Consider the following 22,940-nt stretch of genomic DNA (forward strand, 5'->3'; position numbering starts at 1 on the left):
GGCTTGCTCGCGAAAGGGCCCTTACATTCAACTTATCTGTTGAATGACACACCGCTTTCGCGAGCAAGCCCGCTCCCACATGGGCCGTGCCTGCCTTGTTGATTGAGCCAACCCTAGCCAATCCAGGTTCAACAAGCGAGGTTGGCACGATTTGCAGGTCGATTGGCAAGGATCGCAGCCATGCGTTGATTGTCCGTTTAGTGCCTCGGGGAACAGACTCCATCCATCAGCGCCACGACGGCGTTTTCGACGAGGGAACACCTTATGAGCACGACCATTGCCGGCATCAAAATCCCCGACAGCGCCCTCGCCCGGGCCACCACCGAGTACATTCGCGACATCGAATCCGACCTGCTCTACCACCACTCGCGCCGGGTGTTTCTGTTCGGCGCATTGAGCGGCGAGCGCCAACAACTGGCCTACAACCCGGAGCTGCTGTACGTCGGCGCGATGTTCCACGACCTCGGTCTGGTCGAGGGCTATCGCAGTGCTGACGAGCGTTTCGAAGTGGATGGCGCCAACGCGGCCGCGGCGTTTCTCAAACCGTACGGGCTGAGCGATGACGACATCGAGCAAGTCTGGCTGTCGATTGCCCTGCACACCACGCCAGGCGTGCCAAAGCACTTGCGGCCGACCGTCGCGCTGGTCACCGCCGGGGTCGAGATGGACGTGCTGGGCATGGATTACGCGGCGTTCAGCAGCACCCAGCGCGAGGCGGTGGTGCATGCGCATCCACGCGGGGAAGGTTTCAAGGAATGCATCATCTGCGCGTTTGCCGACGGCTTGCGCCATCGTCCGCAGACCACGTTCGGCAATGTGAAGACCGATGTGCTGGTGGATCAGGAGCCGGGGTTCAAGCCGATGAATTTTGTTGAGGTCATCCGCCAATCTCCCTGGACTGCCTAATACCAACTGTGGGGGTGTGCCCTGTGGTGAGGGGATTTATCCCCGATGGACTGCGTAGCAGTCCCTTTCTTTTTGAATCAAGAGAGGGGGCCGCTTCGCAACCCATCGGGGATAAATCCCCTCACCACAAAAGCCCGCTCCCACAGTTGGATTTGGGTTGGCCTTGATAAAGGGGCCAACCCGAGTTTGCTTTAAGCCGCTTCCGGCGCAGGCGCGCGGCGCACGTCCGGTTGCTTCCACGAATCGGCGGCGCCTTCTTCGATAGCTTGCTGGATGGCTTTCTTGCGCGCTTCTTCGGCACGGCGGCTGAAGAACCACACCAGGAACGTCACCAGCGACACCGCCAGCAGAATCAGACTGGCCACGGCGTTGATCTCAGGCTTCACGCCCAGACGCACCGCCGAGAACACTTCCATCGGCAGGGTGGTCGAGCCCGGGCCGGAAACGAAGCTCGCCAGCACCAGGTCGTCCAGCGACAGGGCGAACGACATCATCCCGCCCGCTGCCAGCGATGGCGCGATCATCGGGATGGTGATCAGGAAGAACACCTTCCACGGCCGCGCCCCCAGATCCATCGCCGCTTCTTCGATCGACAGGTCCAGCTCACGCAGACGCGCCGACACCACCACCGCCACATACGCTGCACAGAACGTGGTGTGGGCGATCCAGATGGTGACGATGCCACGCTCCTGCGGCCAGCCGATCATCTGCGCCATGGCCACGAACAGCAGCAACAGCGACAGACCGGTGATCACCTCAGGCATTACCAACGGCGCCGTCACCAGGCCACCGAACAGCGTGCGGCCCTTGAAGTGGGTGATGCGGGTCAGCACGAAGGCTGCAAGCGTACCCAGCGCCACCGCCGCAACGGCGGTATAGCAGGCGATTTCCAGGGAGCGCACCACCGAGCCCATCAGTTGGGTGTTGTCGAGCAGGCCGACGTACCACTTGATCGACCAGCCGCCCCACACCGTCACCAGTTTCGAGGCGTTGAACGAGTAGATCACCAGGATCAGCATCGGCAGGTAGATGAACAACAGACCCAGTACCAGCATCAGGCTGGAGAAACGGATGCGTTTCATTCTTTGCCCTCCATTTCCTTGGCCTGACTGCGGTTGAACAGGATGATCGGCACAATCAGGATCGCCAGCATCACCACCGCCAGGGCGGACGCCACCGGCCAGTCACGGTTGTTGAAGAACTCTTGCCAGAGCACTTTACCGATCATCAGGGTTTCCGGGCCGCCGAGCAGTTCCGGGATCACGAACTCGCCGACCACCGGGATGAACACCAGCATGCAGCCGGCAATGATCCCGTTCTTGGACAGTGGAATGGTGATTTTCCAGAAGCTGTTGAAGGTGCTCGAACCGAGGTCGGAAGCCGCTTCCAGCAGGCTCTGATCGTGCTTCACCAGGTTGGCGTACAGCGGCAGGATCATGAACGGCAGGTACGAATAAACCACGCCGATGTACACCGCGAGGTTGGTGTTGAGGATCTGCAGCGGCTCGTCGATAAAGCCCATGCTCATCAGGAAACCATTGAGCAGGCCGTTGTTGCTGAGGATGCCCATCCACGCGTAAACGCGGATCAGGATCGCAGTCCAGGTCGGCATCATGATCAGCAGCACCAGCACCGTCTGCAGCTCTTTGCGCGCACTGGCGATGGCGTAGGCCATCGGGTAGCCGATCAGCAGGCACAGCAGCGTGCTGAAGAACGCCATCTTCAGCGAGCCGAGGTAGGCGGCGATGTACAACTCGTCGTCGCCCAGCATCGCGTAGTTGCCCAGGTTCAGCAGCAGTTGCAGCTTCTGCTCGGCGAAGGTGTAGATCTCGGTATACGGCGGGATGGCCACGTCGGCTTCAGCGAAGCTGATCTTCAGGACGATGAAGAACGGCAGCATGAAGAACAGGAACAGCCAGATGAACGGAACCCCGATGACCAGTTGCCGGCCATTGGGAATTATTCGGTTGAGCCGTCGTTTGAACTTGCGCATGTTCATGAGCGAAGTACCACGCCGCTGTCGTCTTCCCACCACACGTAAACCTGATCGCCCCAGGTCGGACGCTGGCCGCGACGTTCGGCGTTGGCGACAAACGACTGCACCAGCTTGCCGCTCGGCAATTCGACGTAGAACACCGAGTGGCCGCCGAGGTAGGCGATGTCATGCACCTTGCCGCTCGACCAGTTGTATTCGCAGGTCGGCATTTCAGCGGTGACCAGCAGCTTCTCCGGACGAATCGCGTAGGTCACGGACTTGTCTTGCACCGAGGTGCTGATGCCGTGGCCGACGTAGATCTGCCGGTCGAGGTCCTTGCAGGTGATGGTCGCGTGGCCTTCGGCGTCGTCGATCACTTCGCCTTCGAAGATGTTCACGTTGCCGATGAATTCGCAGACCAGACGGCTGGTCGGGGTTTCGTAGATGTCGATCGGGCTGCCGATCTGGGCGATCCAGCCCAGGTGCATGATCGCGATGCGCTCGGCCATGGTCATGGCCTCTTCCTGGTCGTGGGTCACCATCACGCAGGTCACGCCGACGCGCTCGATGATCTCCACCAGCTCCAGCTGCATCTGCGAACGCAGTTTCTTGTCCAGTGCGCCCATCGGCTCGTCGAGCAGCAGCAGCTTCGGCCGCTTGGCCAGCGAGCGCGCCAGTGCCACACGCTGACGCTGACCGCCGGACAGTTGATGCGGCTTGCGCTTGGCGTACTGGCTCATCTGCACCAGCTTGAGCATCTCGGCCACGCGCGCATCAATCTCGGCGTTGGGGATCTTGTCCTGCTTGAGGCCGAAGGCGATGTTCTGCGCCACGGTCATGTGCGGGAACAAGGCATACGACTGGAACATCATGTTGATCGGTCGCTCGTACGGCGGCATGTCGGTGATGTCGACGCCGTCGAGGAAAATGCGCCCCTCCGTGGGCCGTTCGAACCCTGCCAGCATCCGCAGCAGCGTGGATTTGCCCGATCCCGAGCCGCCGAGCAGGGCGAAGATCTCGCCTTTCTTGATTTCCAGGGACACATCGTCCACGGCAATCGTCTCGTCGAACTTCTTCGTGACCCGGTCGATTTTGACCAACACCTGCTTAGGTGTCTGGTCGCCCTCGAGGGCTTTCTTATAGGCGCCGGAGGCAACTGCCATTTACGAAACTCCCAGATAAAAACAGTGCAGTTCGCCCAACGCGGACGAACCCAGGATAGTTTGTGCCTTACTTGCCCGACTTGACCTTGGTCCAGCTACGGGTCATCAAACGCTGAATATTGGGTGGCAACTCGACCGACACGTAAGTCTTGTCGAGGACTGCTTGCGGTGGATAAACCGCTTCATCGGTGCGGATGGACTGTTCCATCAGCTTGTCCGACCCGGGGTTAGGGTTGGCGTAACCGACGTAATCACTGACCTGGGCGATCACCTCAGGTTTCAGCAAATAGTTGATGAAGGCGTGGGCCTCTTTGACGTTGGACGAGTCCTTTGGAATCGCCAGCATGTCGAACCACAGCGCTCCGCCCTCTTTCGGGATCGAGTAGGCGATGTTCACGCCCTTCTTGGCTTCTTCGGCACGGTGTTTGGCCTGGAAGATATCGCCGGAGAAACCGATGGCCACGCAGATGTCGCCGTTGGCCAGATCACCGATGTATTTCGACGAGTGGAAGTAGGTCACGTAGGGACGTACGGCCAGCAGTTTGTCGGTGGCCTTGGCGTAGTCCTTCGGATTGGTGCTGTTGGCGTTCAGGCCCATATAGTTGAGCACGGTCGGCATCATTTCATCCGCCGAGTCGAGGAACGCGACACCACAGCTGTGCAGCTTCTTGATGTTCTCCGGTTCGAACAGCACGCTCCAGGAGTCGATCTTGTCGATGCCGAGCACCGCTTTGACTTTCTCGACGTTGTAGCCGATGCCGTTGGTGCCCCACAGGTACGGCACGGCGTACTGGTTGCCCGGGTCGTTCTGTTCCAGGCGCTTGAGCAGCACCGGATCGAGATTCGAATAATTCGGCAACTGCGACCTGTCGAGCTTCTGGAACGCGCCCGCCTTGATCTGTTTGCCGAGGAAGTGGTTCGACGGCACGACCACGTCGTAACCGGTACGCCCGGCCAGCAGCTTGCCTTCCAGGGTCTCGTTGGAATCGAACACGTCGTACACCGGTTTGATCCCGGTGGCTTTCTCGAAGTCGGCCAGAGTGGTCTCGCCGATGTAATCCGACCAGTTATAAATATGCACCGTACCGGCGGCCTGGGCTCCGACAGCGATCGTCAGGCCGGCAGTGGCCAGCAGGGCTTTGCGCAAAGAAGAAAAAATAGGCAAGTGGAGGTCCTCTAAATTAGTTGGGCCCAAGTTGCCCCGCGTTACATGACAGCCATGGCTGCCCGGCAACCAAACCGGCGCGCAACTTACCCTCGAAAAACCGTTCCTGCAAAACTTCCTGTCATTTAATTGATCCGCTGGCCGCCGTCGCGGCGACGACGGCCAGTGGTTGTTGCTTCAAACCGGCTTATTTACCGGATTTGATCTTGGTCCAACTGCGGGTCAGTTCACGCTGGGTAGCGGCCGGCAAATCGGCGATCGCATACAGCTTGGCCTGCACGTCGGCTGGCGGGTAGATGCCTGGATCGGAGGTGATGTCCTTGTTCACGTACTGGGTCGCTTCGGCGTTACCGTTAGGGAAGCGCACCGCGTTGGTGATCTCGGCCATCACTTTCGGTTGCAGCAGGTAGTTCATGAACTTGTAGGCGCCGTCGATGTTTTCCGCATCTTTCGGAATCGCGACCATGTCATAGAAGCTGCCGGCACCTTCCTTCGGAATGGCGTAGCTGACTTTGACCTTGTCACCGGCCTCGGCGGCACGGGACTTGGCCTGCTGCACGTCACCCGAGTAGCCGACCGCTACGCAGATGTTGCCGTTGGCCAGGTCCGAGATGTACTTGGAGGAGTGGAAGTAGGTGATCGAAGGACGAATCTTGAGGAACAGTTCCTCGGCTTTCTTGATGTCTTCTTTCTTCTGGCTGTCGGTTGGCAGGCCCAGGTAGTGCAGCGCGACCGGGAGCATTTCGGTCGGCGAGTCGAGGAAGCTCACACCGCAGCCCTTGAGCTTGGCGATGTTCTCCGGCTTGAGCAGAGTGTCCCAGGAATCGATGGTGTCGACGCCCAGTGCAGCCTTGACCTTCTCCGGGTTGTAGCCGATGCCGATCGAGCCCCACATGTACGGGAAGGCGTGCTTGTTGTCCGGGTCGCTGACCGAAACCGCCTTGAGCAGCGATTTGTTCAGGTTGCCGTAGTTGGACAGCTTGGACTTGTCCAGCTCCTGATAAACGCCCGCCTTGATCTGCTTGGCCAGGAAGTTGTTCGACGGCACAACGACGTCGTAACCGGATTTGCCCGCCAGCAGTTTGGCTTCCAGGGTTTCGTTGCTGTCGAACACGTCGTAGACGACTTTGATCCCGGACTCTTTCTCGAAGTTGGCAATGGTGTCCGGAGCGATGTAGTCGGACCAGTTGTAAACGTGCAGTACCTTGTCGTCCGCGTGAACCGCACCCGCCATCATGCCCGCGACGGACAGCGCGAGAAGAGTCTTGCCAGCAAGCTTTTTACCTAATGCCTTCATGCGTCATGCTCCAAATTTTTCTTTTTTGAACCACTTTGTTCAGCGGCCGAACCCGGACAACTGGAACCGCGACTAGTCTGGCAAGATCGGGGGCGGTCTTTCAAGAAAAGGCCAACCTTTCTGACACCTTCGAGCGAGAGCGCCGCAGCTCCCCCGCTCGAAGCCTAGCACTTAGGCCTGCAACGCACTGAGGGTCAGGTCCAGGCATTTACGTGCCTTGGTCACCAGCTCATCGATCTCCGCCTTGCTGATCACCAGCGGCGGAGCAATGATCATGGTGTCGCCCACGGCGCGCATGATCAGGCCGTTATCGAAGCAGAACTGCCGGCAGATCATGCCCACGCCCCGACCTTCGTAACGCTTGCGAGTGGCCTTGTCCTGCACCAGTTCGATCGCCCCCAGCAAACCGACGCCGCGCACTTCACCCACCAACGGGTGATCGTTGAGTTCGCGCAGACGTTTCTGCAAATACGGTGCCGTTTCGTTATGCGCGTTCTCGATAATTTTCTCATCGCGCAGGATCCGGATGTTTTCCAGCCCCACCGCCGCCGCCACCGGGTGCCCGGAGTAGGTGAAGCCGTGGTTGAAATCGCCACCTTCGTTGAGCACCTTCACCACTTCGTCACGCACGATCAGGCCACCCATCGGGATGTAGCCGGAGGTCAGGCCTTTGGCGATGGTCATCATGTCCGGCTTCAGGTCGTAGAAATCCGAACCGAACCACTCGCCGGTACGGCCGAAACCACAGATCACTTCGTCAGCGACGAACAGAATGTCGTACTTGGCGAGGATTTCCTTGATGCGCGGCCAGTAGGTGTCCGGCGGAATGATCACGCCGCCGGCGCCCTGAATCGGCTCGGCAATAAAGGCGCCGACGTTGTCCACGCCGACTTCGAGAATCTTCTGTTCCAGCTGATTGGCCGCCCAGATGCCGAACTCTTCCGGCGACATGTCGCCGCCCTCGGCGAACCAGTACGGCTGCGCGATATGGACAATGCCCGGAATCGGCAAGTCGCCCTGCTCGTGCATATAGGTCATGCCACCCAGGCTCGCGCCGGCCACGGTGGAGCCGTGATAACCGTTCTTGCGGCTGATGATGACTTTCTTGTTCGGCTGGCCCTTGATCGCCCAGTAATGGCGAACCATGCGCAGCATGGTGTCGTTGCCTTCGGAGCCGGAACCGGTGAAGAACACGTGGTTCATGCCTTGCGGCGCCACGTCGGCGATGGCCTTGGCCAGTTCCAGTGCCGGCGGGTGCGCAGTCTGGAAGAACAGGTTGTAGTAAGGCAGTTCGCGCATCTGCTTCGCGGCGGCGTCAGCCAGCTCATCGCGGCCATAACCGATCGCCACGCACCACAGACCCGCCATGCCATCGAGGATCTTGTTGCCCTCGCTGTCCCACAGGTACACGCCCTTGGCGTTGGTGATGATCCGTGGACCCTTCTCTTTCAGCTGCTTGAAATCGCTGAACGGGGCCAGGTGGTGATCGCTGCTCAGGGCTTGCCACTCACGGGTTTGCGGGTTGTTGCTGGTCATGCCAATTCTCCTTGTTATCGGTGAAGGCGCGGCTGCTGCCAGCCGCGCCCGGCGTATCAGACGGCGAAGAGCAGGTACTCACGCTCCCAGGAACTGATCACGCGCTTGAAGTTTTCATGCTCGGCCCGCTTGACCGCGACGTAGCCGGTGATGAAGGTCTTGCCCAGGTATTTCTCGATGGTTGCGCTGTTTTCCATACGCTCCAGCGCGTCTTCGATGGTCAGCGGCAGGCGCAGGTTGCGGCGCTCATAGCCACGACCCACCACTGGCGCGCTTGGGTTGAGGCCCTCGACCATGCCGATGTAACCGCAGAGCAGGCTCGCGGCAATCGCCAGGTACGGGTTGGCGTCGGCGCCCGGCAGGCGGTTTTCCACGCGGCGGTTCTGCGGACCGGCATCCGGTACGCGCAGGCCCACAGTGCGGTTCTCTTCGCCCCACTCCACGTTCACCGGCGCCGAAGTGTCCGGCAGGAAGCGGCGGAACGAGTTGACGTTCGGTGCGAACAGCGGGAGCAATTCCGGGATCAGTTTCTGCAGACCACCGATGTGGTGCAGGAACAGCTGGCTCATGGTCCCGTCTTCATTGGAGAACACGTTCTTGCCGGTCTCGATGTCGATGATGCTCTGGTGCAGGTGCATGGCACTGCCCGGCTCACCGGTCATCGGCTTGGCCATGAAGGTTGCGGCCACGTCATGCTTGAGCGCGGCTTCGCGCATGGTGCGCTTGAACACCAGAATCTGATCGGCCAGCGACAGTGCATCGCCGTGACGGAAGTTGATTTCCATCTGCGCCGTGCCGTCTTCGTGGATCAGCGTGTCGAGGTCCAGCTCCTGCAGTTCGCACCAGTCGTAGACGTCTTCGAACAGCGGGTCGAATTCGTTCGCCGCTTCGATCGAGAACGACTGACGACCGATTTCCGGACGGCCCGAGCGGCCGATTGGCGGCTGCAGCGGATAGTCGGGGTCGTCACTGCGCTTGGTCAGGTAGAACTCCATCTCCGGCGCCACGATCGGCTGCCAGCCCTTGTCGGAATAAAGCTTCAGGACTTTCTTGAGGACGTTGCGCGGCGACAGCTCGATCGGGTTGCCTTGCTTGTCGTAGGTGTCGTGGATCACCTGAGCGGTCGGCTCGATGGCCCATGGCACCAGGTACACGGCGTTCTGGTCGGGACGGCAGATCATGTCAATGTCGGCCGGGTCGAGCAGTTCGTAATAGATGTCGTCTTCGACGTAGTCGCCGGTCACGGTCTGCAACAGAACGCTTTCCGGCAGGCGCATGCCCTTCTCGGCGATGAATTTGTTGGTCGGCGAGATCTTGCCCCGGGTGATACCGGTCAAGTCGCCGATCATGCATTCGACTTCTGTGATCTTGTGGTCTTTCAACCAATCGGTGAGCTGGTCGAGGTTGTTACTCATAAATGCCTCTGGGCTGAGTCTCCTGACATCGTGTCAGGCAAAGTTTGACGCCGTGGCGTCGCGTTAAAGGGGGCTTGCTTGCGCGCAGTACCGGCTTACGCCTGGCACCGCGCATAGACAATGAAAGAGGAGCTTACCTGCCCTTTACGCTGGCGTTGCATTTCCTGTGCACATTCAAGGCGTGCAGAATCATGAGCACGGCTTTGGGAGCGGCACAGGCTTTGGGACTCAAAGGGATCTATATTGGAAGGAGACGCCATAAACAGGATGCTGTCCCGTGCGTCCAGAATATCGGACGTTGCCGTTGGGCCTGATGCGCACGAGAACCTCGTCGACCCGCCGCGAGCCATGCTGGCTGCATTACGGACGGATTTGTCGCCACTGATGTGATGAGCATGCAGACCGGACTGTTGCGAGCAGTCGGTGATGCCGATTAACGGCAGGCGAGACATGAAGCACCCCGGTATTATTGCTGTTATGGGTTTGGTCGGAGCTTAGCCTTGTTCATTTTTTTACACAACACCCCCGTAAAAAATACAACACGGCCTGCTCAAGCCCGCGGGTGCCAAGCGTCCCAAGGACAGAAAACTGCCCCAAAGTGCCCCATAAATGCCCTTGCAGCGCTTTTTTAGGGCAAAAAAGGCCTCGCTTGACTTCGGCAGGCCGTTCGGGTTGACTGAAACCAGAAAAGATCAATGATTGATATTTTTAACAACAAAGGTGTTGCATCATGTCGGTACCCCCGCGTGCCGTTCAGCTTAACGAAGCGAACGCGTTCCTTAAGGAACATCCTGAGGTTCTGTACGTTGACCTTCTGATTGCGGATATGAATGGTGTGGTGCGCGGCAAGCGCATCGAACGCACCAGCCTCCACAAGGTTTACGAGAAAGGCATCAACCTGCCGGCCTCCCTATTTGCTCTGGATATCAATGGCTCTACGGTGGAAAGCACCGGCCTGGGTCTGGACATCGGCGACGCCGACCGGATCTGCTATCCAATCCCCGATACCCTGTGCAACGAGCCATGGCAGAAGCGCCCTACCGCGCAACTGTTGATGACCATGCACGAACTCGAGGGTGACCCGTTCTTCGCCGATCCACGCGAAGTGCTCCGTCAAGTTGTTGCAAAGTTTGACGAGCTGGGCTTGACCATCTGCGCCGCGTTCGAACTGGAGTTCTACCTGATCGACCAGGAAAACGTGAACGGCCGTCCACAGCCGCCACGCTCGCCGATCTCCGGCAAACGCCCACACTCGACTCAGGTCTACCTGATCGACGACCTCGACGAATACGTCGACTGCCTCCAGGACATTCTGGAAGGCGCCAAAGAGCAAGGCATCCCGGCCGACGCCATCGTCAAGGAAAGTGCCCCGGCGCAGTTCGAAGTGAACCTGCACCACGTCGCCGACCCGATCAAGGCCTGCGACTACGCGGTACTGCTCAAGCGCCTGATCAAGAACATCGCCTACGACCATGAAATGGACACCACCTTCATGGCCAAGCCGTATCCGGGCCAGGCGGGTAACGGTCTGCATGTCCACATCTCGGTGCTCGACAAAGATGGCAAGAACATCTTTGCAAGCGAGGATCCCGAGCAGAACGCCGCGCTGCGTCACGCGATCGGCGGTGTGCTCGAGACCCTGCCGGCGCAGATGGCTTTCCTCTGCCCGAACGTCAACTCGTACCGTCGCTTCGGCGCGCAGTTCTACGTGCCGAACTCGCCGTGCTGGGGCCTGGATAACCGCACCGTGGCGATCCGCGTACCGACCGGTTCTGCCGATGCCGTGCGTATCGAACACCGCGTGGCCGGTGCCGACGCCAACCCGTACCTGCTGATGGCTTCGGTCCTGGCCGGTGTGCATCACGGTCTGGTGAACAAGATCGAACCGGGCGCTCCGGTCGAAGGCAACAGCTACGAGCAGAACGAACAAAGCCTGCCGAACAACTTGCGCGATGCCCTGCGCGAGCTGGACGACAGCGAGGTGATGGCCAAGTACATCGATCCGAAATACATCGATATCTTCGTCGCCTGCAAGGAAAGCGAGCTGGAGGAGTTCGAACACTCCATCTCCGACCTTGAGTACAACTGGTATCTGCATACCGTGTAAACGGATTGCAATCAGATAAAACGCCGTCGGCTGTCGTAGCCCGCGGCGTTTTTTTATGGCCCGATTTTGATCTGAATGGCCGCCTGCGGCGGTTCGGGAGCAAGCCCCCTTCCACAGGGGGCCTCAGCGAATGGGGATCGTTTGTACGCAGAAGATCAACTGTGGGAGGGGGCTTGTTCCCGAAGGCGTCCTGGCAGACAACACACGGCGCGGCTCGTACAATGCCCGCTGCCCCGCAGGAGACTTCCATGACGCGTCCCGCCCCCGTTCGCAAACCCCGTGCCCGCAGCCAGGCGCGGATCGATTCGATACTCGACGCCGCGCGTACGCTGCTGGCCGCCGAGGGTGTGGCCAGTCTGTCGATCTACAGCGTCGCCGAACGCGCGCAGATTCCGCCCTCCTCCGTGTACCACTTCTTCGCCAGCGTGCCGGCACTGCTCGAAGCGCTGACCGCCGACGTGCATGCGGCGTTTCGCGCCTGCCTGCAAGCGCCGATCGACCACGACGCTCTGCGCGACTGGCGCGACCTGTCGCGGCTGGTCGAAGAGCGGATGCTGGAGATCTACGACGAAGACGCGGCGGCCCGCCAGTTGATCCTCGCCCAGCACGGCCTGACCGAAGTGACCCAGGCGGACCGCCAGCACGACATCGAACTCGGTGACCTGATGCACAAGCTGTTCGACCATCACTTCGAATTGCCGCGCCTGCCAAGCGATGTCGATGTGTTTGCACTGGCAATGGAACTGGGTGACCGCGTGTATGCGCGCTCGGTGCAGCAGCACGGGCAGATCACACCGCGCATGGCCGAGGAAGGGATGCGGGTGTTTGATGCCTATATCGGCCTGTATCTGCCGCCTTACCTGCCCAAAAGAGTTCTCTAGCGCATTCACCGGCCCCTTCGCGGGCAAGCCCGCTCCCACAGGGGAACGCATTCCAAATGTAGGAGTGAGCCTGCTCGCGATGGCAGCGCCGCCGATTCAAATCCGTGCACAAAAAGAAAAACCCCGAAGGGCTCACGCCTTTCGGGGTTGTTTTTTACTCACTGGCTTACAACTTGGCGATCGACACCTCGGTGGATTTCACGAAGGCGATCACTTCGCTGCCCACCGCCAGCTCCAGCTCCTTGACCGAGCGGGTGGTGATCACTGAAGTGACGATACCGGAGGCGGTCTGCACGTCGATTTCCGACAGCACGTCGCCGAGAACGATCTCCTTGATCGAGCCTTTGAACTGGTTGCGCACGTTGATGGCTTTGATAGTCATGGCTTTGATTCCTGTCGTTGGATGTAACTTGAGTTATTGAGCCCAACGCAATTGCGTAGGCAGGGGTGAAACAGGCTCCGGCTCCGGCGGCTCGCTGGGCAGGGACAGAACACGGTTGAGTACTTCGGTTTCCAGCGCCGCCAGTCGATGCGATCCGCGCACTCGCGGGCGTGGCAGCTCCACTTGCAAGTCGAGGCCGACTTCGCCGTCCTCGATCAGAATCACCCGGTCGGCAATCGCCACCGCTTCGCTGACGTCATGGGTCACCAGCAGCACGGTGAAGCCATGCTTCTGCCAGAGTCGTTCGATCAGTTGCTGCATCTCGATCCGGGTCAGCGCATCCAGCGCACCCAGCGGTTCGTCGAGCAGCAAAAGGCGCGGCTGGTGAATCAGCGCCCGGGCCAGCGCCACACGCTGCTTCTGCCCGCCGGACAAAGCGGCCGGCCACTCGTTGGCGCGATCGGCCAGACCCACCGCTTCCAGCGCCTCCAGAGCTTGCGGGCGCCAGTTGCCTTTAAGGCCGAGGCCGACGTTGTCGATGATCTTTTTCCACGGCAGCAGCCGTGCTTCCTGGAACATCAGCCGGGTGTCTTCCCGCGCATCGCTCAGCGGCGCGGCGCCGGCGAGCAGGTCGCCGCCAGTCGGTTGGTCGAGGCCGGCGAGCAAGCGCAAGAAGGTGCTCTTGCCGCACCCGCTGCGCCCGACCACGGCGACGAATTGCCCCGCCGGAATGTGCAGGTCGATGTCGCGCAGCACTTGCCGCGTACCAAAGGTTTTCTGCAGGTTGCGCACCACCAGCGGAATCCCGCGCAGCAGGCGTGGAGGTTGTTGAGCGGTCATGCCGCACCTCCCTTGGCCACCTGATAGGCCGGATGCCAGCGCAACCACACCCGCTCAAGACCACGGGCGGCGAGATCAGCAAGCTTGCCGAGTACCGCGTAAAGCAGGATCGCCAGCACCACCACATCGGTCTGCAAAAACTCCCGGGCATTCATCGCCAGATAGCCGATGCCGGAGCTGGCGGAGATGGTTTCGGCAACGATCAGCGTCAGCCACATGAAGCCCAGCGCAAAGCGCACACCGACCAGAATCGAAGGCAGTGCGCCCGGCAGAATCACCTGCCAGAACAGGCTGAAACCGCTCAAGCCATAACTGCGCGCCATTTCCACCAGCGCCGGGTCGACGTTGCGGATGCCGTGATAGGTGTTGAGGTAGATCGGGAACAACGTGCCCAACGCGACCAGGAAAATCTTTGCCGACTCGTCGATGCCGAACCACAGGATCACCAGCGGAATCAGCGCCAGGTGCGGCACGTTGCGGATCATCTGTACCGAGCTGTCGAGCAGGCGTTCGCCCCACTTCGACAGGCCGGTGATGAAACCCAGCACCAGGCCGATGCTGCCACCGATGGTGAAGCCCAGCGCCGCGCGCCAGCCGCTGATTGCCAGGTGCGTCCAGATCTCGCCGCTGCGCACCAGGCTGACACCGGCCTCGATCACTGCCACCGGTGCCGGCAGGATCCGCGTCGACAACCAACCGGCCGACACCGACAACTGCCACACCGCCAGCAGGAGCACCGGCAACGCCCAGGGCGCGAGGCTGTGGATAAATTTGTTCATGGCGCGCCTCAGCTCTGCGACGCGGCTTTGGGAAGAATGTCGTTGGCCACCATCTCGCCGAACGGGCTGACATAACCGGCGCTTTTCGGCAGCTCTGGGCGCTCGATCTCGAGGTGCGGGAACAGCAGTTCAGCGACGCGGTACGACTCTTCGAGGTGTGGATAACCGGAGAAGATGAACGTATCGATGCCCAGATCCGCGTACTCCTTCACGCGGGCCGCCACGGTTGGACCATCGCCGACCAGCGCGGTACCGGCACCGCCACGCACCAGGCCGACGCCGGCCCACAGGTTGGGGCTGACTTCGAGGTTGTCACGACTGCCGCCGTGCAGCGCGGCCATGCGTTGTTGACCGACCGAGTCGAAGCGCGCCAGCGATGCTTGCGCACGTTTGATGGTGTCATCGTCCAGATGCGAGATCAGCCGGTCTGCCGCTTGCCAGGCCTCGGCGTTGGTTTCGCGCACGATCACATGCAGACGAATGCCGAAGCGCACGGTACGCCCGAGCTTGGCGGCTTTGGCGCGCACCTGCTCGATCTTCTCGGCGACGGCCGCTGGCGGCTCGCCCCAGGTCAGTACCATTTCGACCTGTTCGGCAGCCAGATCCTGCGCCGCTTCCGACGAGCCGCCGAAGTACAGCGGCGGACGCGGTTGCTGGATCGGTGGATAAAGCAGCTTGGCGCCCTTCACGCTGATGTGTTCGCCGTCGTAATCGACGGTTTCGCCTTCCAGCACCCGACGCCAGATCCGGGTGAATTCCACCGAGGCCTGATAACGCTCTTCGTGGTTGAGGAACAGACCATCACCGGCCAACTCTTCCGGGTCGCCACCGGTCACCAGGTTGAACAGTGCGCGACCGCCGGACAGACGATCCAGGGTCGCAGCCTGCCGCGCCGCCACCGTCGGGGAAATGATCCCGGGGCGCAGGGCGACAAGGAATTTCAGACGCTGAGTTACCGGGATCAGCGACGCGGCGACCAGCCACGAGTCCTCGCAGGAACGGCCGGTGGGAATCAGCACGCCGCCAAAGCCCAGACGATCCGCCGCTTGCGCGACCTGTTGCAGATAACCGTGATCAACGGCGCGGGCGCCTTCGGCGGTGCCAAGGTAATGGCCGTCGCCGTGGGTAGGCAGGAACCAGAAGATGTTGAGGCTCATGGAGTGGTCTCCTTGGGGATTCGATTTACTGGGTTTGGCTAACCGAGCTTTGGGCCACAGCGGCCGGTGGGGTCCAGATCACATCCTTGATGCTCAACGGCTTGGGAATCAGCTTGAGCTGGTAGAAGGTGTCGGCGATTTTCTGTTGCGCGGCGACCACGTCCGGGGTCAGGAACAACGCACCGTAGCCCTGGCGTTTCACCGAGGTCAGGGTGATGTCCGCCGGCAGGCCGAGCAGTGGCGCGACCTGTTGGGTCACGTCTTCAGGATTGGCTTTGGACCACTCGCCGACAGCGCGCACTTCTTCGACGAGGGTCTTGATCACCTCGGGATTTTTCTGCGCGTAAGGTTTGGTCGCGAGGTAGAACTGATGGTTGTCGACGATGCCTTTGCCGTCACGCAGGGTGTGCGCTTGCAGCTGTTTCTCGGCAGCTGCCTGGTACGGATCCCAGATTACCCAGGCATCGACGCTGCCACGCTCGAACGCGGCGCGAGCATCGGCCGGCGGCAGGAACACGGTCTGGATATCGGAGTATTTGAGACCAGCATCTTCCAGTGCGCGAACCAGCAGGTAGTGCACGTTGGAGCCTTTGTTCAGGGCGACTTTCTTGCCCTTGAGATCCGCTACCGATTTGATTGGCGAGTCTTTCGGTACGAGGATCGCTTCGCTGTTCGGCGCTGGCGGTTCGTAGGCGACGTAAAGCAGATCAGCGCCCGCTGCTTGGGCAAACACTGGCGGAGTCTCACCGGTCACGCCGAAGTCGATCGAGCCGACGTTCAGGCCTTCGAGCAGTTGCGGGCCGCCGGGGAATTCAGTCCATTGCACGGCCACGCCTTGTGCGGCCAGACGCTTTTCCAGAGTGCCTTTGGCCTTGAGCAGCACCAGCGTGCCGTACTTCTGGTAACCGATCCGCAATGTCTCGGCTTGAGCTTGAGTGATGGCGCCGAAGGTGACAGCCGCAGCAAACAGAGCGACCAGACCACGACGCAAAAATACAGTGCGCATAGCGCTCTCCTTTTTGCTGTTGGGTTTTGGCTGCACCTGCTTGGCCGTTAGCGGCTGAGTAAGGTGAGTGGAGCAAATTCGGGTAAGGCTCAAATGCTCCAGCGAGCACTCAATAAACGTTCATTCAACAGGCCCGGCTCCAGCGGTTTCGGCCGGCGAGCCATGGCACTGACAAACTGATCCAGCGCTTCATGCAGACGCTGTTCCAGCGCTGGCGCCAGTTGCGCTTGGGCGCTGCCTTCGCCGTAAGCGATCTGGCTGTCCTCGGCAAAAATCCCTTGAAGCATTTCCTGGGCCTTCAATGCCGACAGCACAGGCTTGAGCGCGTAATCGACCACCAGCATGTGGGCGATGCTGCCGCCGGTGGCCATCGGCAGAACAATCTTGTGGTTCAAGGCGCGTTCGGGCAGCAGATCGAGTACGGTCTTCAGCGCCCCGGAAAACGACGCCTTGTAGACCGGCGTGGCGATCAGCAGGCCGTCAGCGTTTTCAATCTGCGCCAGCAGGTCGAGCACCTTCGGGCTATCGAAGCGGGCATGGAGCAGATCTTCGGCCGGGAAGTCCCGCACCTGATAACTCACCACTTCCACCCCTTGCGCCTGCAACCAGCGTTGCGAGCGCTCAAGCAACACTCCTGAGCGGGAGCGCTGGCTGGGACTGCCACCGAGTGAGACGACCAGCATTGAGACAATTCCTTAAGCGTTGCAGGCGATTCGCGGGTTGCGATCTCGCTTCGATGGGAGTGACCTTACCAGCTGATTTATATATCCATAAATCATATTTATTCATTTGGTTATGCGTTTAAGAGATATGCGATTTGCTTTGTTCCGGGCAAAAAAACAGGCCGTGAAAACGGCCTGAAATCCCCTGCTTTGTGGTTCTGGATTCTCAATTCTGTGTTGCTTGGACTGACGCCTTCGCGAGCAAGCCCGCTCCCACAGGGGAACGCATTTCAAATGTAGGAGTGAGCCTGCTCGCGATGACGGTGGTGGCTACACCGCCAATCTCACTGATTCACTTGTTCGGCTGCGGCGTCAGGCGCAGGTATGGCTTGACCGCGCGATAACCCTTGGGAAAGCGCCGCTTGATCTCTTCCTCATCCTTGAGCGACGGCACGATCACCACCTCTTCACCGTCCTGCCAGTTGGCCGGAGTTGCCACTTTGTAGTTGTCGGTGAGTTGCAGCGAATCGATCACCCGCAGGATCTCGTGGAAGTTGCGCCCGGTGCTCGCCGGGTAGGTGATGGTCAGGCGGATCTTCTTGTTCGGATCGATGACGAACAGCGAACGCACGGTCAGCGTGTCGTTGGCGTTCGGGTGGATGAGGTCGTAAAGGTCGGAAACCTTGCGGTCGGCATCGGCCAGGATCGGGAAATTGACGATGGTGTTCTGGGTTTCGTTGATGTCTTCGATCCACCTGTGGTGCGAGTCCACCGGGTCGACCGACAGCGCGATGGCTTTGACGCCGCGCTTGGCGAACTCATCCTTGAGCTTGGCGGTGAAGCCCAGCTCGGTGGTGCACACCGGGGTGAAGTCGGCCGGGTGGGAGAACAGCACGCCCCAGCTATCGCCCAGCCACTCGTGGAAACGAATCTTGCCGGCGCTGGAATCCTGTTCGAAGTCGGGGGCGATGTCGCCGAGTCTGAGGCTCATGGTGCTGCTCCTGATGAGTTATTGGAGAACTCAACTGTAGCTCGGGATTCGACATCATGAAAAAGAATAAATAAATAGATATCTAGAATCTAAAGGAATATTAAATATCGTTCACTGGACGCTCACCGGCATCGCGACGAACATCGCCCTCAAGGTTCGAGAAGGCCTTGAGTAGCTGCAAAAGAGGGGAATTTCGGGCCAGGCTTACGGGGGTGAGCCCTGACCCGAAAATGCAAAAGCCCCGTCCGGCGCGATGCCGGACGGGGCTTTTTTTACATCAACAGCTTGAACGCGCTATTACAGCAGCGGGATCGAGTAGCTGACGATCAGGCGGTTTTCGTCCTGGTCGCGTTGACCTGGGATGTCGTTGCGCCAGGTAGCGTTTTTCCACATGAAGCCCAGGTTCTTGGCCGGGCCTTCAGGAATAACGTAACCGATGGTCAGATCGCGTTCCCACTCGGAAGCACCGGTACCGTTCTCACGACGGTTGGAGCCAACGGTGTCGATATCATCGCCACGCAGGTAGACCAAACCGGCGGTCAAGCCAGGCAGGCCGACTTTGGCGAAGTCATACGAGTAGCGTGCTTGCCAGGTTTTCTCGCCGGCACGACCGAACTTCTGGATCTGCATGTCGGTGATGGTGTAGTTCGACGAACCGTCGCCCTGGTTCAGCCAAGGGAAGTCGGAGCTGCCGTTGGAAACCTGGTAGCCGCCACCGAAGGTGTGGCCTTCAACGGTGTACAGGAACAGGCCGCTGTACAGATTGTTGTCGATCGGGCCTTTGCCGCTGACGTTGCCGACGTAGTTACCGTTACCGAAGTAGGCTGCGGTGTTGCCATTGGCGCCGTCGTCGCTGCTGTGGAAGTAGCGGAAGTCAGACTTCAGCACGCCCGGGCCGATTGCCCAGTTGTGAACCAGACCCAGGAAGTGTTGCTTGTAGAAGTCTTCCAGGTTGCCGTAGTAGTACTGGGCAGTCAGGTCCTTGGTGATTTTGTAGTCACCACCGGCGTAGTAGAACTTGTTGCTGTTGGCAACGCGAGCGTTCGCACCACCAACGGACAGGTTCTCGTTGTTGCTGGAGTTACGACCTTTCACTGCTTCGATCTGACCAGCGACCAGGGTCAGGTCCTTGATCTCGCCGGAAGTGATCTGGCCACCCTGCCAGGTTTGTGGCAGCAGACGACCGTCGTTTGTCACGATGACCGGGTTCTTCGGCTGCAGGGTACCCAGCTTCAGTTCGGTCTGGGAGATCTTGGCCTTGGCGGTCAGGCCCAGGCTCGAGAAGTTATCAACAGCTTCGCCGTTGGACTTGCTCGGGAACACAGTGCCACCGTAGGAAGTCGAGGTTGCACCGTTGGTGCCGCCGCCCGAATCCAGGCGCACGCCCAGCAGGCCGATGGCGTCGATACCGAAGCCTACGGTGCCTTGGGTGTAACCGGAGATGAAACGCAGATCGAAGCCTTGGCCCCATTCTTCGTTCTTGTTCTGCGCGCCAGCCGCTTTGGTGCCGGAGTCACGGTTGTCATTGTTGATGTAGAAGTTGCGCAAGCCCAGAGTGGCTTTGCTGTCTTCGATGAAACCGGCGGCGCCTGCCTGCTGCGCCATAACCCCTACGGCCACAGCCAGGGCCAAGGTGGACTTGTTCATGTAAAGCTCCTCTCGTTTCTAATTCTTGTGTTCCTGGCCCGGGGTCTGATGCCCTAGATCCTAAGATGCGCGATTAGCGCCAGACCGTGACTGACAAGTCAATCGTAACCTTGTGTGTCTACGACCAAGGTCTAATCGCAGTGATTTGGTCCGTGCAGAGTAAAGATTTCCTGATAAACCCAAAAAGAATTTATTCATTCTTTTTCATATCATTCGGGAATATGGCCACTATCTAGCCATCTTCGCCCGGATACAACGTATCGGCGACTAAGCTCATTCCTAAATGGTATTTGTTAGCCTTTTTTTATATCGATTAGCTTTGGCGCAACCCCAATTCGTCAAACCCTATCGAAAAGGCGACGCCATGATGGCTAAACGCGCACTATCTAGTCAATTTGTTACAGTTTGTGTGTCGGCGCTGATTTGTTTTTCCGCGCAGGCTGCCAACCTCACCATCGGTTATCAAACCGGGATCGACCCCAGCAAAGTCCCCCAGGCCGACGGCACTTACGAAACAACCATCGGCCAGAAGATCGACTGGCGACGCTTCAATAGTGGCCCGGAAGTTGTGACAGCCATTGCCTCCGGCGATGTGCAGATCGGCAATCTCGGCTCCAGCCCTTTGGCAGCGGCCGCCTCACGCAATCTGCCGATCGTCGCCTTCATTGTTTCAGCGCAGATCAATGCCGCCGAGGCCTTGGTGGTGCGTAATGGCAGCGGCATCAATAGCCCGCAGGATCTGGTCGGCAAGACCATCGCCACGCCCTTCGTTTCCACGTCCCATTACAGCCTGCTCGGCGCACTCAAGCACTGGGGCCTGGACACCTCGAAAGTCAAAGTGGTGAACCTGCAACCGGCGGAAATCGCCGCAGCCTGGAAGCGTGGGGATATCGATGGCGCATTTGTCTGGTCACCTGCACTGGGCGAAATCCGCAAGACCGGCAAGACCCTGACCGATGCTGCACAAGTCGGCCAATGGGGCGCCCCGACGTTCGAAGTCTGGGTCGCGCGCAAGGACTACGCCGAGAAACATCCTGAGGTGGTAGCCAAATTTGCCAAGGTCACTCTAGACGCGTTTGCCGATTACGCCAGCCATAAAGACAGCTGGACGGCCGACTCGGCGCCGGTACAGAAAATCGCCAAATTGACCGGTGCCAACGCCGCCGACGTGCCGGAATTGCTCGCCGGTTCGGCGTTCCCTGATGCCAAGGCGCAGCAATCAACTGCACTGCTGGACGGCGGCACGGCGAAGGCGATTGGTGAGACGGCAAAGTTTTTGAAGGAACAAGGCAAGGTTGAAACGGTACTGCCGGACTATTCGCCGTACGTCAGCGCGAAGTTTGTGACTGAAAACAATTGAATAGGTGGTGAGGGGATTCATCCCCAATGGACTGCGCAGCAGTCCCCTGCTTTTGCTGAAGCGGGGGCCGCTGCGCGGCCCATCGGGGATGAATCCCCGCACCACAAGAATCCCTCGGTATCTTCAGAGGGTCTTTTCGAAGATCTTCGAGTTACGCTGATAGTTGTACAGCGACGCCCGCGCCGCCGGCAGGCGCTCGACGCTGCTGGGTTCGAACCCGCGCTCGCGGAACCAGTGCGCCGTGCGGGTGGTGAGGACGAACAGGGTTTTCAACCCTTGCGCCCGGGCACGGGTCTCGATGCGCTCCAGCAGCTCATCGCCGCGACCGCCATGGCGATACTCCGGATTCACCGCCAGGCACGCCAGCTCACCGGCGTCCGAATCGGCAATCTGGTACAGCGCCGCACAGGCGATGATCATCCCTTCGCGCTCGACCACGCTGAACTGCTCGATCTCGCGCTCCAGCACTTCACGCGAACGACGCACCAGAATCCCCTGCTCTTCCAGCGGGCTGATCAAATCGAGCAAACCACCGACGTCTTCAATCGCCGCTTCGCGCACCAGCTCGAATTGCTCCTGAGCGACCAGCGTACCGCCACCGTCGCGGGTGAACAGTTCGGTCAGCAGCGCGCCGTCTTCGGCGTAGCTGACGATATGGCTGCGCGCGACACCGCCACGGCAAGCCTCGGCAGCAGCATCCAGCAGTTCCGCCTGATAGTTATTGCCCAGACGCGCCAGATGCGCAGGCACCTGTTGCGGACGCAGTTCGCGCACCAGTTTGCCGTTCTCGTCGATCAGACCGAGGTCGGCGCCGAACAGCAGCAGCTTGTCGGCACCGAGGTCGATGGCGGCGCGGGTGGCGACGTCTTCGCAGGCGAGGTTGAAGATTTCCCCGGTCGGCGAGTAGCCCAGCGGCGACAGCAGCACGATCGAACGCTCGTCGAGCAGACGATTGATGCCTTTGCGATCGACCCGGCGCACTTCACCGGTGTGGTGATAGTCGACACCTTCAAGCACACCGATCGGCCGGGCGGTAACGAGGTTGCCGCTGGCCACCCGCAAGCGCGAGCCCTGCATCGGCGACGAGGCCATGTCCATCGACAGCCGCGCTTCGATAGCGATGCGCAGCTGACCGACCGCGTCGATCACGCACTCCAGCGTCGCCGCATCAGTGATGCGCATGCCGTGGTGGTAGTGCGGGGTCAGGCCGCGCGCAGCGAGGCGGGTTTCAATCTGTGGACGCGAACCGTGGACCAGCACTAGGCGCACGCCGAGGCTGTGCAACAGCACGAGGTCGTGGACGATGTTGCCGAAGTTCGGATGCTCAACGCCGTCGCCGGGCAGCATGACGACGAAGGTGCAGTCGCGGTGGGCATTGATGTAAGGGGACGCGTGACGAAGCCAATTGACGTATTCGGGCATGAACCTGGGCCTGTAATAAATAGCAGCCGAAAAAAGGGCGAAACGGAAAACGCACAGCGGGCTGATGGTTATCGTCGGAACAGGCTTGGCGACACGCGCGCTCTCCTCATGAATACGGGTTGGGGTGCTGGCAATTTACAGCGTTTGGTCTGACAAAACACCGTCCCCCCTGTGGGAGCGGGCTTGCTCGCGAAAGCGGTGAGTCAGTCGACATCGATGTACCTGATACAGCGCTTTCGCGAGCAAGCC

Annotated in this window: 20 protein-coding genes; 4 read left to right on the plus strand and 16 right to left on the minus strand. The window is 59.9% G+C overall.

Features of this window, described 5'->3' with window-relative positions; genetic code table 11:
* Positions 1-264 precede the first annotated feature (264 nt).
* On the plus strand, positions 265-906 hold the full coding sequence (locus tag QMX91_RS17040) for an HD domain-containing protein (protein ID WP_027610519.1): 642 nt from the start codon (positions 265-267) through the stop codon (positions 904-906).
* A gap of 191 nt (positions 907-1,097) precedes the next feature.
* Here the strand turns inward: QMX91_RS17040 and QMX91_RS17045 are convergent, their stop codons facing one another.
* From QMX91_RS17045 to QMX91_RS17075, 7 genes are all read right to left on the minus strand, one after another.
* Positions 1,098-1,988, minus strand: coding sequence for an ABC transporter permease subunit (locus QMX91_RS17045; protein ID WP_282413081.1), 891 nt, complete (start codon positions 1,986-1,988; stop codon positions 1,098-1,100).
* On the minus strand, positions 1,985-2,866 hold the full coding sequence (locus QMX91_RS17050) for an ABC transporter permease subunit (protein ID WP_171061891.1): 882 nt from the start codon (positions 2,864-2,866) through the stop codon (positions 1,985-1,987). Before QMX91_RS17050 ends, QMX91_RS17045 begins: the two co-directional genes overlap by 4 nt.
* A 35-nt stretch (positions 2,867-2,901) precedes the next feature.
* A complete protein-coding gene (gene potA / locus QMX91_RS17055; protein ID WP_003229245.1) occupies positions 2,902-4,044 on the minus strand; it encodes a polyamine ABC transporter ATP-binding protein in 1,143 nt (380 codons plus the stop codon).
* A 67-nt stretch (positions 4,045-4,111) separates the two neighbouring features.
* Complete coding sequence (locus tag QMX91_RS17060; protein ID WP_047596655.1) at positions 4,112-5,209, minus strand: polyamine ABC transporter substrate-binding protein; 1,098 nt, start codon at positions 5,207-5,209, stop codon at positions 4,112-4,114.
* Positions 5,210-5,396: 187 nt separating this feature from the next.
* A complete protein-coding gene (locus QMX91_RS17065; protein WP_098966147.1) occupies positions 5,397-6,506 on the minus strand; it encodes a polyamine ABC transporter substrate-binding protein in 1,110 nt (369 codons plus the stop codon).
* Positions 6,507-6,677: 171 nt separating this feature from the next.
* Positions 6,678-8,042 (minus strand): aspartate aminotransferase family protein, encoded by a 1,365-nt coding sequence (locus QMX91_RS17070; protein ID WP_282413082.1) that lies wholly within the window; start codon positions 8,040-8,042, stop codon positions 6,678-6,680.
* 56 nt (positions 8,043-8,098) lie between these two features.
* Positions 8,099-9,457 (minus strand): glutamine synthetase family protein, encoded by a 1,359-nt coding sequence (locus QMX91_RS17075; RefSeq protein WP_003229252.1) that lies wholly within the window; start codon positions 9,455-9,457, stop codon positions 8,099-8,101.
* Between the two features lie 730 nt (positions 9,458-10,187).
* On the opposite strand from QMX91_RS17075, the gene QMX91_RS17080 reads away from it, so the two are divergent.
* Together QMX91_RS17080 and QMX91_RS17085 are read left to right on the plus strand one after the other, a co-directional pair.
* Positions 10,188-11,564, plus strand: coding sequence for a glutamine synthetase family protein (locus QMX91_RS17080; RefSeq protein WP_003229254.1), 1,377 nt, complete (start codon positions 10,188-10,190; stop codon positions 11,562-11,564).
* Between the two features lie 248 nt (positions 11,565-11,812).
* A complete protein-coding gene (locus QMX91_RS17085; protein WP_095137603.1) occupies positions 11,813-12,445 on the plus strand; it encodes a TetR/AcrR family transcriptional regulator in 633 nt (210 codons plus the stop codon).
* A 166-nt stretch (positions 12,446-12,611) separates the two neighbouring features.
* On the opposite strand, the gene QMX91_RS17090 is transcribed toward QMX91_RS17085, so the two are convergent.
* The 8 genes from QMX91_RS17090 to QMX91_RS17125 all read right to left on the minus strand — a co-directional run bounded on the left by QMX91_RS17090 (position 12,612) and on the right by QMX91_RS17125 (position 19,909).
* Complete coding sequence (locus QMX91_RS17090; protein ID WP_007967989.1) at positions 12,612-12,827, minus strand: TOBE domain-containing protein; 216 nt, start codon at positions 12,825-12,827, stop codon at positions 12,612-12,614.
* A gap of 33 nt (positions 12,828-12,860) precedes the next feature.
* On the minus strand, positions 12,861-13,667 hold the full coding sequence (ssuB, locus tag QMX91_RS17095) for an aliphatic sulfonates ABC transporter ATP-binding protein (RefSeq protein WP_282413083.1): 807 nt from the start codon (positions 13,665-13,667) through the stop codon (positions 12,861-12,863).
* Positions 13,664-14,446 (minus strand): aliphatic sulfonate ABC transporter permease SsuC, encoded by a 783-nt coding sequence (ssuC, locus tag QMX91_RS17100; RefSeq protein ID WP_027610511.1) that lies wholly within the window; start codon positions 14,444-14,446, stop codon positions 13,664-13,666. Before ssuC ends, ssuB begins: the two co-directional genes overlap by 4 nt.
* Positions 14,447-14,454: 8 nt before the next feature.
* Positions 14,455-15,603: an FMNH2-dependent alkanesulfonate monooxygenase gene (gene ssuD / locus QMX91_RS17105; RefSeq protein WP_210556381.1), complete on the minus strand. Its 1,149-nt coding sequence runs from the start codon at positions 15,601-15,603 to the stop codon at positions 14,455-14,457.
* A 25-nt stretch (positions 15,604-15,628) separates the two neighbouring features.
* Positions 15,629-16,609 carry a sulfonate ABC transporter substrate-binding protein gene (locus QMX91_RS17110; protein WP_282413084.1) on the minus strand — a complete coding sequence of 327 codons (981 nt, stop codon included), beginning with the start codon at positions 16,607-16,609 and terminating at the stop codon, positions 15,629-15,631.
* An 89-nt stretch (positions 16,610-16,698) separates the two neighbouring features.
* Entirely contained in the window at positions 16,699-17,292 is a 594-nt protein-coding gene (gene ssuE / locus QMX91_RS17115; protein WP_096797603.1) for an NADPH-dependent FMN reductase, read from the minus strand.
* Positions 17,293-17,623: 331 nt separating this feature from the next.
* Positions 17,624-18,262: a peroxiredoxin gene (locus QMX91_RS17120; RefSeq protein ID WP_103368206.1), complete on the minus strand. Its 639-nt coding sequence runs from the start codon at positions 18,260-18,262 to the stop codon at positions 17,624-17,626.
* A gap of 297 nt (positions 18,263-18,559) precedes the next feature.
* A complete protein-coding gene (locus QMX91_RS17125) occupies positions 18,560-19,909 on the minus strand; it encodes an OprD family porin (protein WP_097089590.1) in 1,350 nt (449 codons plus the stop codon).
* 364 nt (positions 19,910-20,273) lie between these two features.
* On the opposite strand from QMX91_RS17125, the gene tauA reads away from it, so the two are divergent.
* Positions 20,274-21,269, plus strand: a complete 996-nt coding sequence (tauA, locus tag QMX91_RS17130; protein ID WP_282413085.1) for a taurine ABC transporter substrate-binding protein — start codon at positions 20,274-20,276, stop codon at positions 21,267-21,269.
* 123 nt (positions 21,270-21,392) lie between these two features.
* On the opposite strand, the gene argA is transcribed toward tauA, so the two are convergent.
* Entirely contained in the window at positions 21,393-22,691 is a 1,299-nt protein-coding gene (gene argA, locus QMX91_RS17135; protein ID WP_007967974.1) for an amino-acid N-acetyltransferase, read from the minus strand.
* Positions 22,692-22,940: the final 249 nt, after the last annotated feature.

Source organism: Pseudomonas sp. PS01299, assembly GCF_029960145.1.
GTDB classification, from domain to species: domain Bacteria; phylum Pseudomonadota; class Gammaproteobacteria; order Pseudomonadales; family Pseudomonadaceae; genus Aquipseudomonas; species Aquipseudomonas putida_A.

What these genes read in the sequence shown, in the direction of transcription:
- QMX91_RS17085 (WP_095137603.1), top strand. Translation starts at nt 11,813, where the DNA reads ATGACGCGTCCCGCCCCCGTTCGCAAACCCCGTGCCCGCAGCCAGGCG.
- QMX91_RS17110 (WP_282413084.1), bottom strand. Translation starts at nt 16,609, where the DNA reads ATGCGCACTGTATTTTTGCGTCGTGGTCTGGTCGCTCTGTTTGCTGCG.
- argA (WP_007967974.1), bottom strand. Translation starts at nt 22,691, where the DNA reads ATGCCCGAATACGTCAATTGGCTTCGTCACGCGTCCCCTTACATCAAT.
- QMX91_RS17090 (WP_007967989.1), bottom strand. Translation starts at nt 12,827, where the DNA reads ATGACTATCAAAGCCATCAACGTGCGCAACCAGTTCAAAGGCTCGATC.
- QMX91_RS17065 (WP_098966147.1), bottom strand. Translation starts at nt 6,506, where the DNA reads ATGAAGGCATTAGGTAAAAAGCTTGCTGGCAAGACTCTTCTCGCGCTG.
- potA (WP_003229245.1), bottom strand. Translation starts at nt 4,044, where the DNA reads ATGGCAGTTGCCTCCGGCGCCTATAAGAAAGCCCTCGAGGGCGACCAG.
- QMX91_RS17070 (WP_282413082.1), bottom strand. Translation starts at nt 8,042, where the DNA reads ATGACCAGCAACAACCCGCAAACCCGTGAGTGGCAAGCCCTGAGCAGC.
- QMX91_RS17075 (WP_003229252.1), bottom strand. Translation starts at nt 9,457, where the DNA reads ATGAGTAACAACCTCGACCAGCTCACCGATTGGTTGAAAGACCACAAG.
- ssuC (WP_027610511.1), bottom strand. Translation starts at nt 14,446, where the DNA reads ATGAACAAATTTATCCACAGCCTCGCGCCCTGGGCGTTGCCGGTGCTC.
- QMX91_RS17045 (WP_282413081.1), bottom strand. Translation starts at nt 1,988, where the DNA reads ATGAAACGCATCCGTTTCTCCAGCCTGATGCTGGTACTGGGTCTGTTG.
- QMX91_RS17120 (WP_103368206.1), bottom strand. Translation starts at nt 18,262, where the DNA reads ATGAGCCTCAGACTCGGCGACATCGCCCCCGACTTCGAACAGGATTCC.
- ssuB (WP_282413083.1), bottom strand. Translation starts at nt 13,667, where the DNA reads ATGACCGCTCAACAACCTCCACGCCTGCTGCGCGGGATTCCGCTGGTG.
- QMX91_RS17125 (WP_097089590.1), bottom strand. Translation starts at nt 19,909, where the DNA reads ATGAACAAGTCCACCTTGGCCCTGGCTGTGGCCGTAGGGGTTATGGCG.
- QMX91_RS17040 (WP_027610519.1), top strand. Translation starts at nt 265, where the DNA reads ATGAGCACGACCATTGCCGGCATCAAAATCCCCGACAGCGCCCTCGCC.
- ssuD (WP_210556381.1), bottom strand. Translation starts at nt 15,603, where the DNA reads ATGAGCCTCAACATCTTCTGGTTCCTGCCTACCCACGGCGACGGCCAT.
- ssuE (WP_096797603.1), bottom strand. Translation starts at nt 17,292, where the DNA reads ATGCTGGTCGTCTCACTCGGTGGCAGTCCCAGCCAGCGCTCCCGCTCA.
- QMX91_RS17080 (WP_003229254.1), top strand. Translation starts at nt 10,188, where the DNA reads ATGTCGGTACCCCCGCGTGCCGTTCAGCTTAACGAAGCGAACGCGTTC.
- tauA (WP_282413085.1), top strand. Translation starts at nt 20,274, where the DNA reads ATGATGGCTAAACGCGCACTATCTAGTCAATTTGTTACAGTTTGTGTG.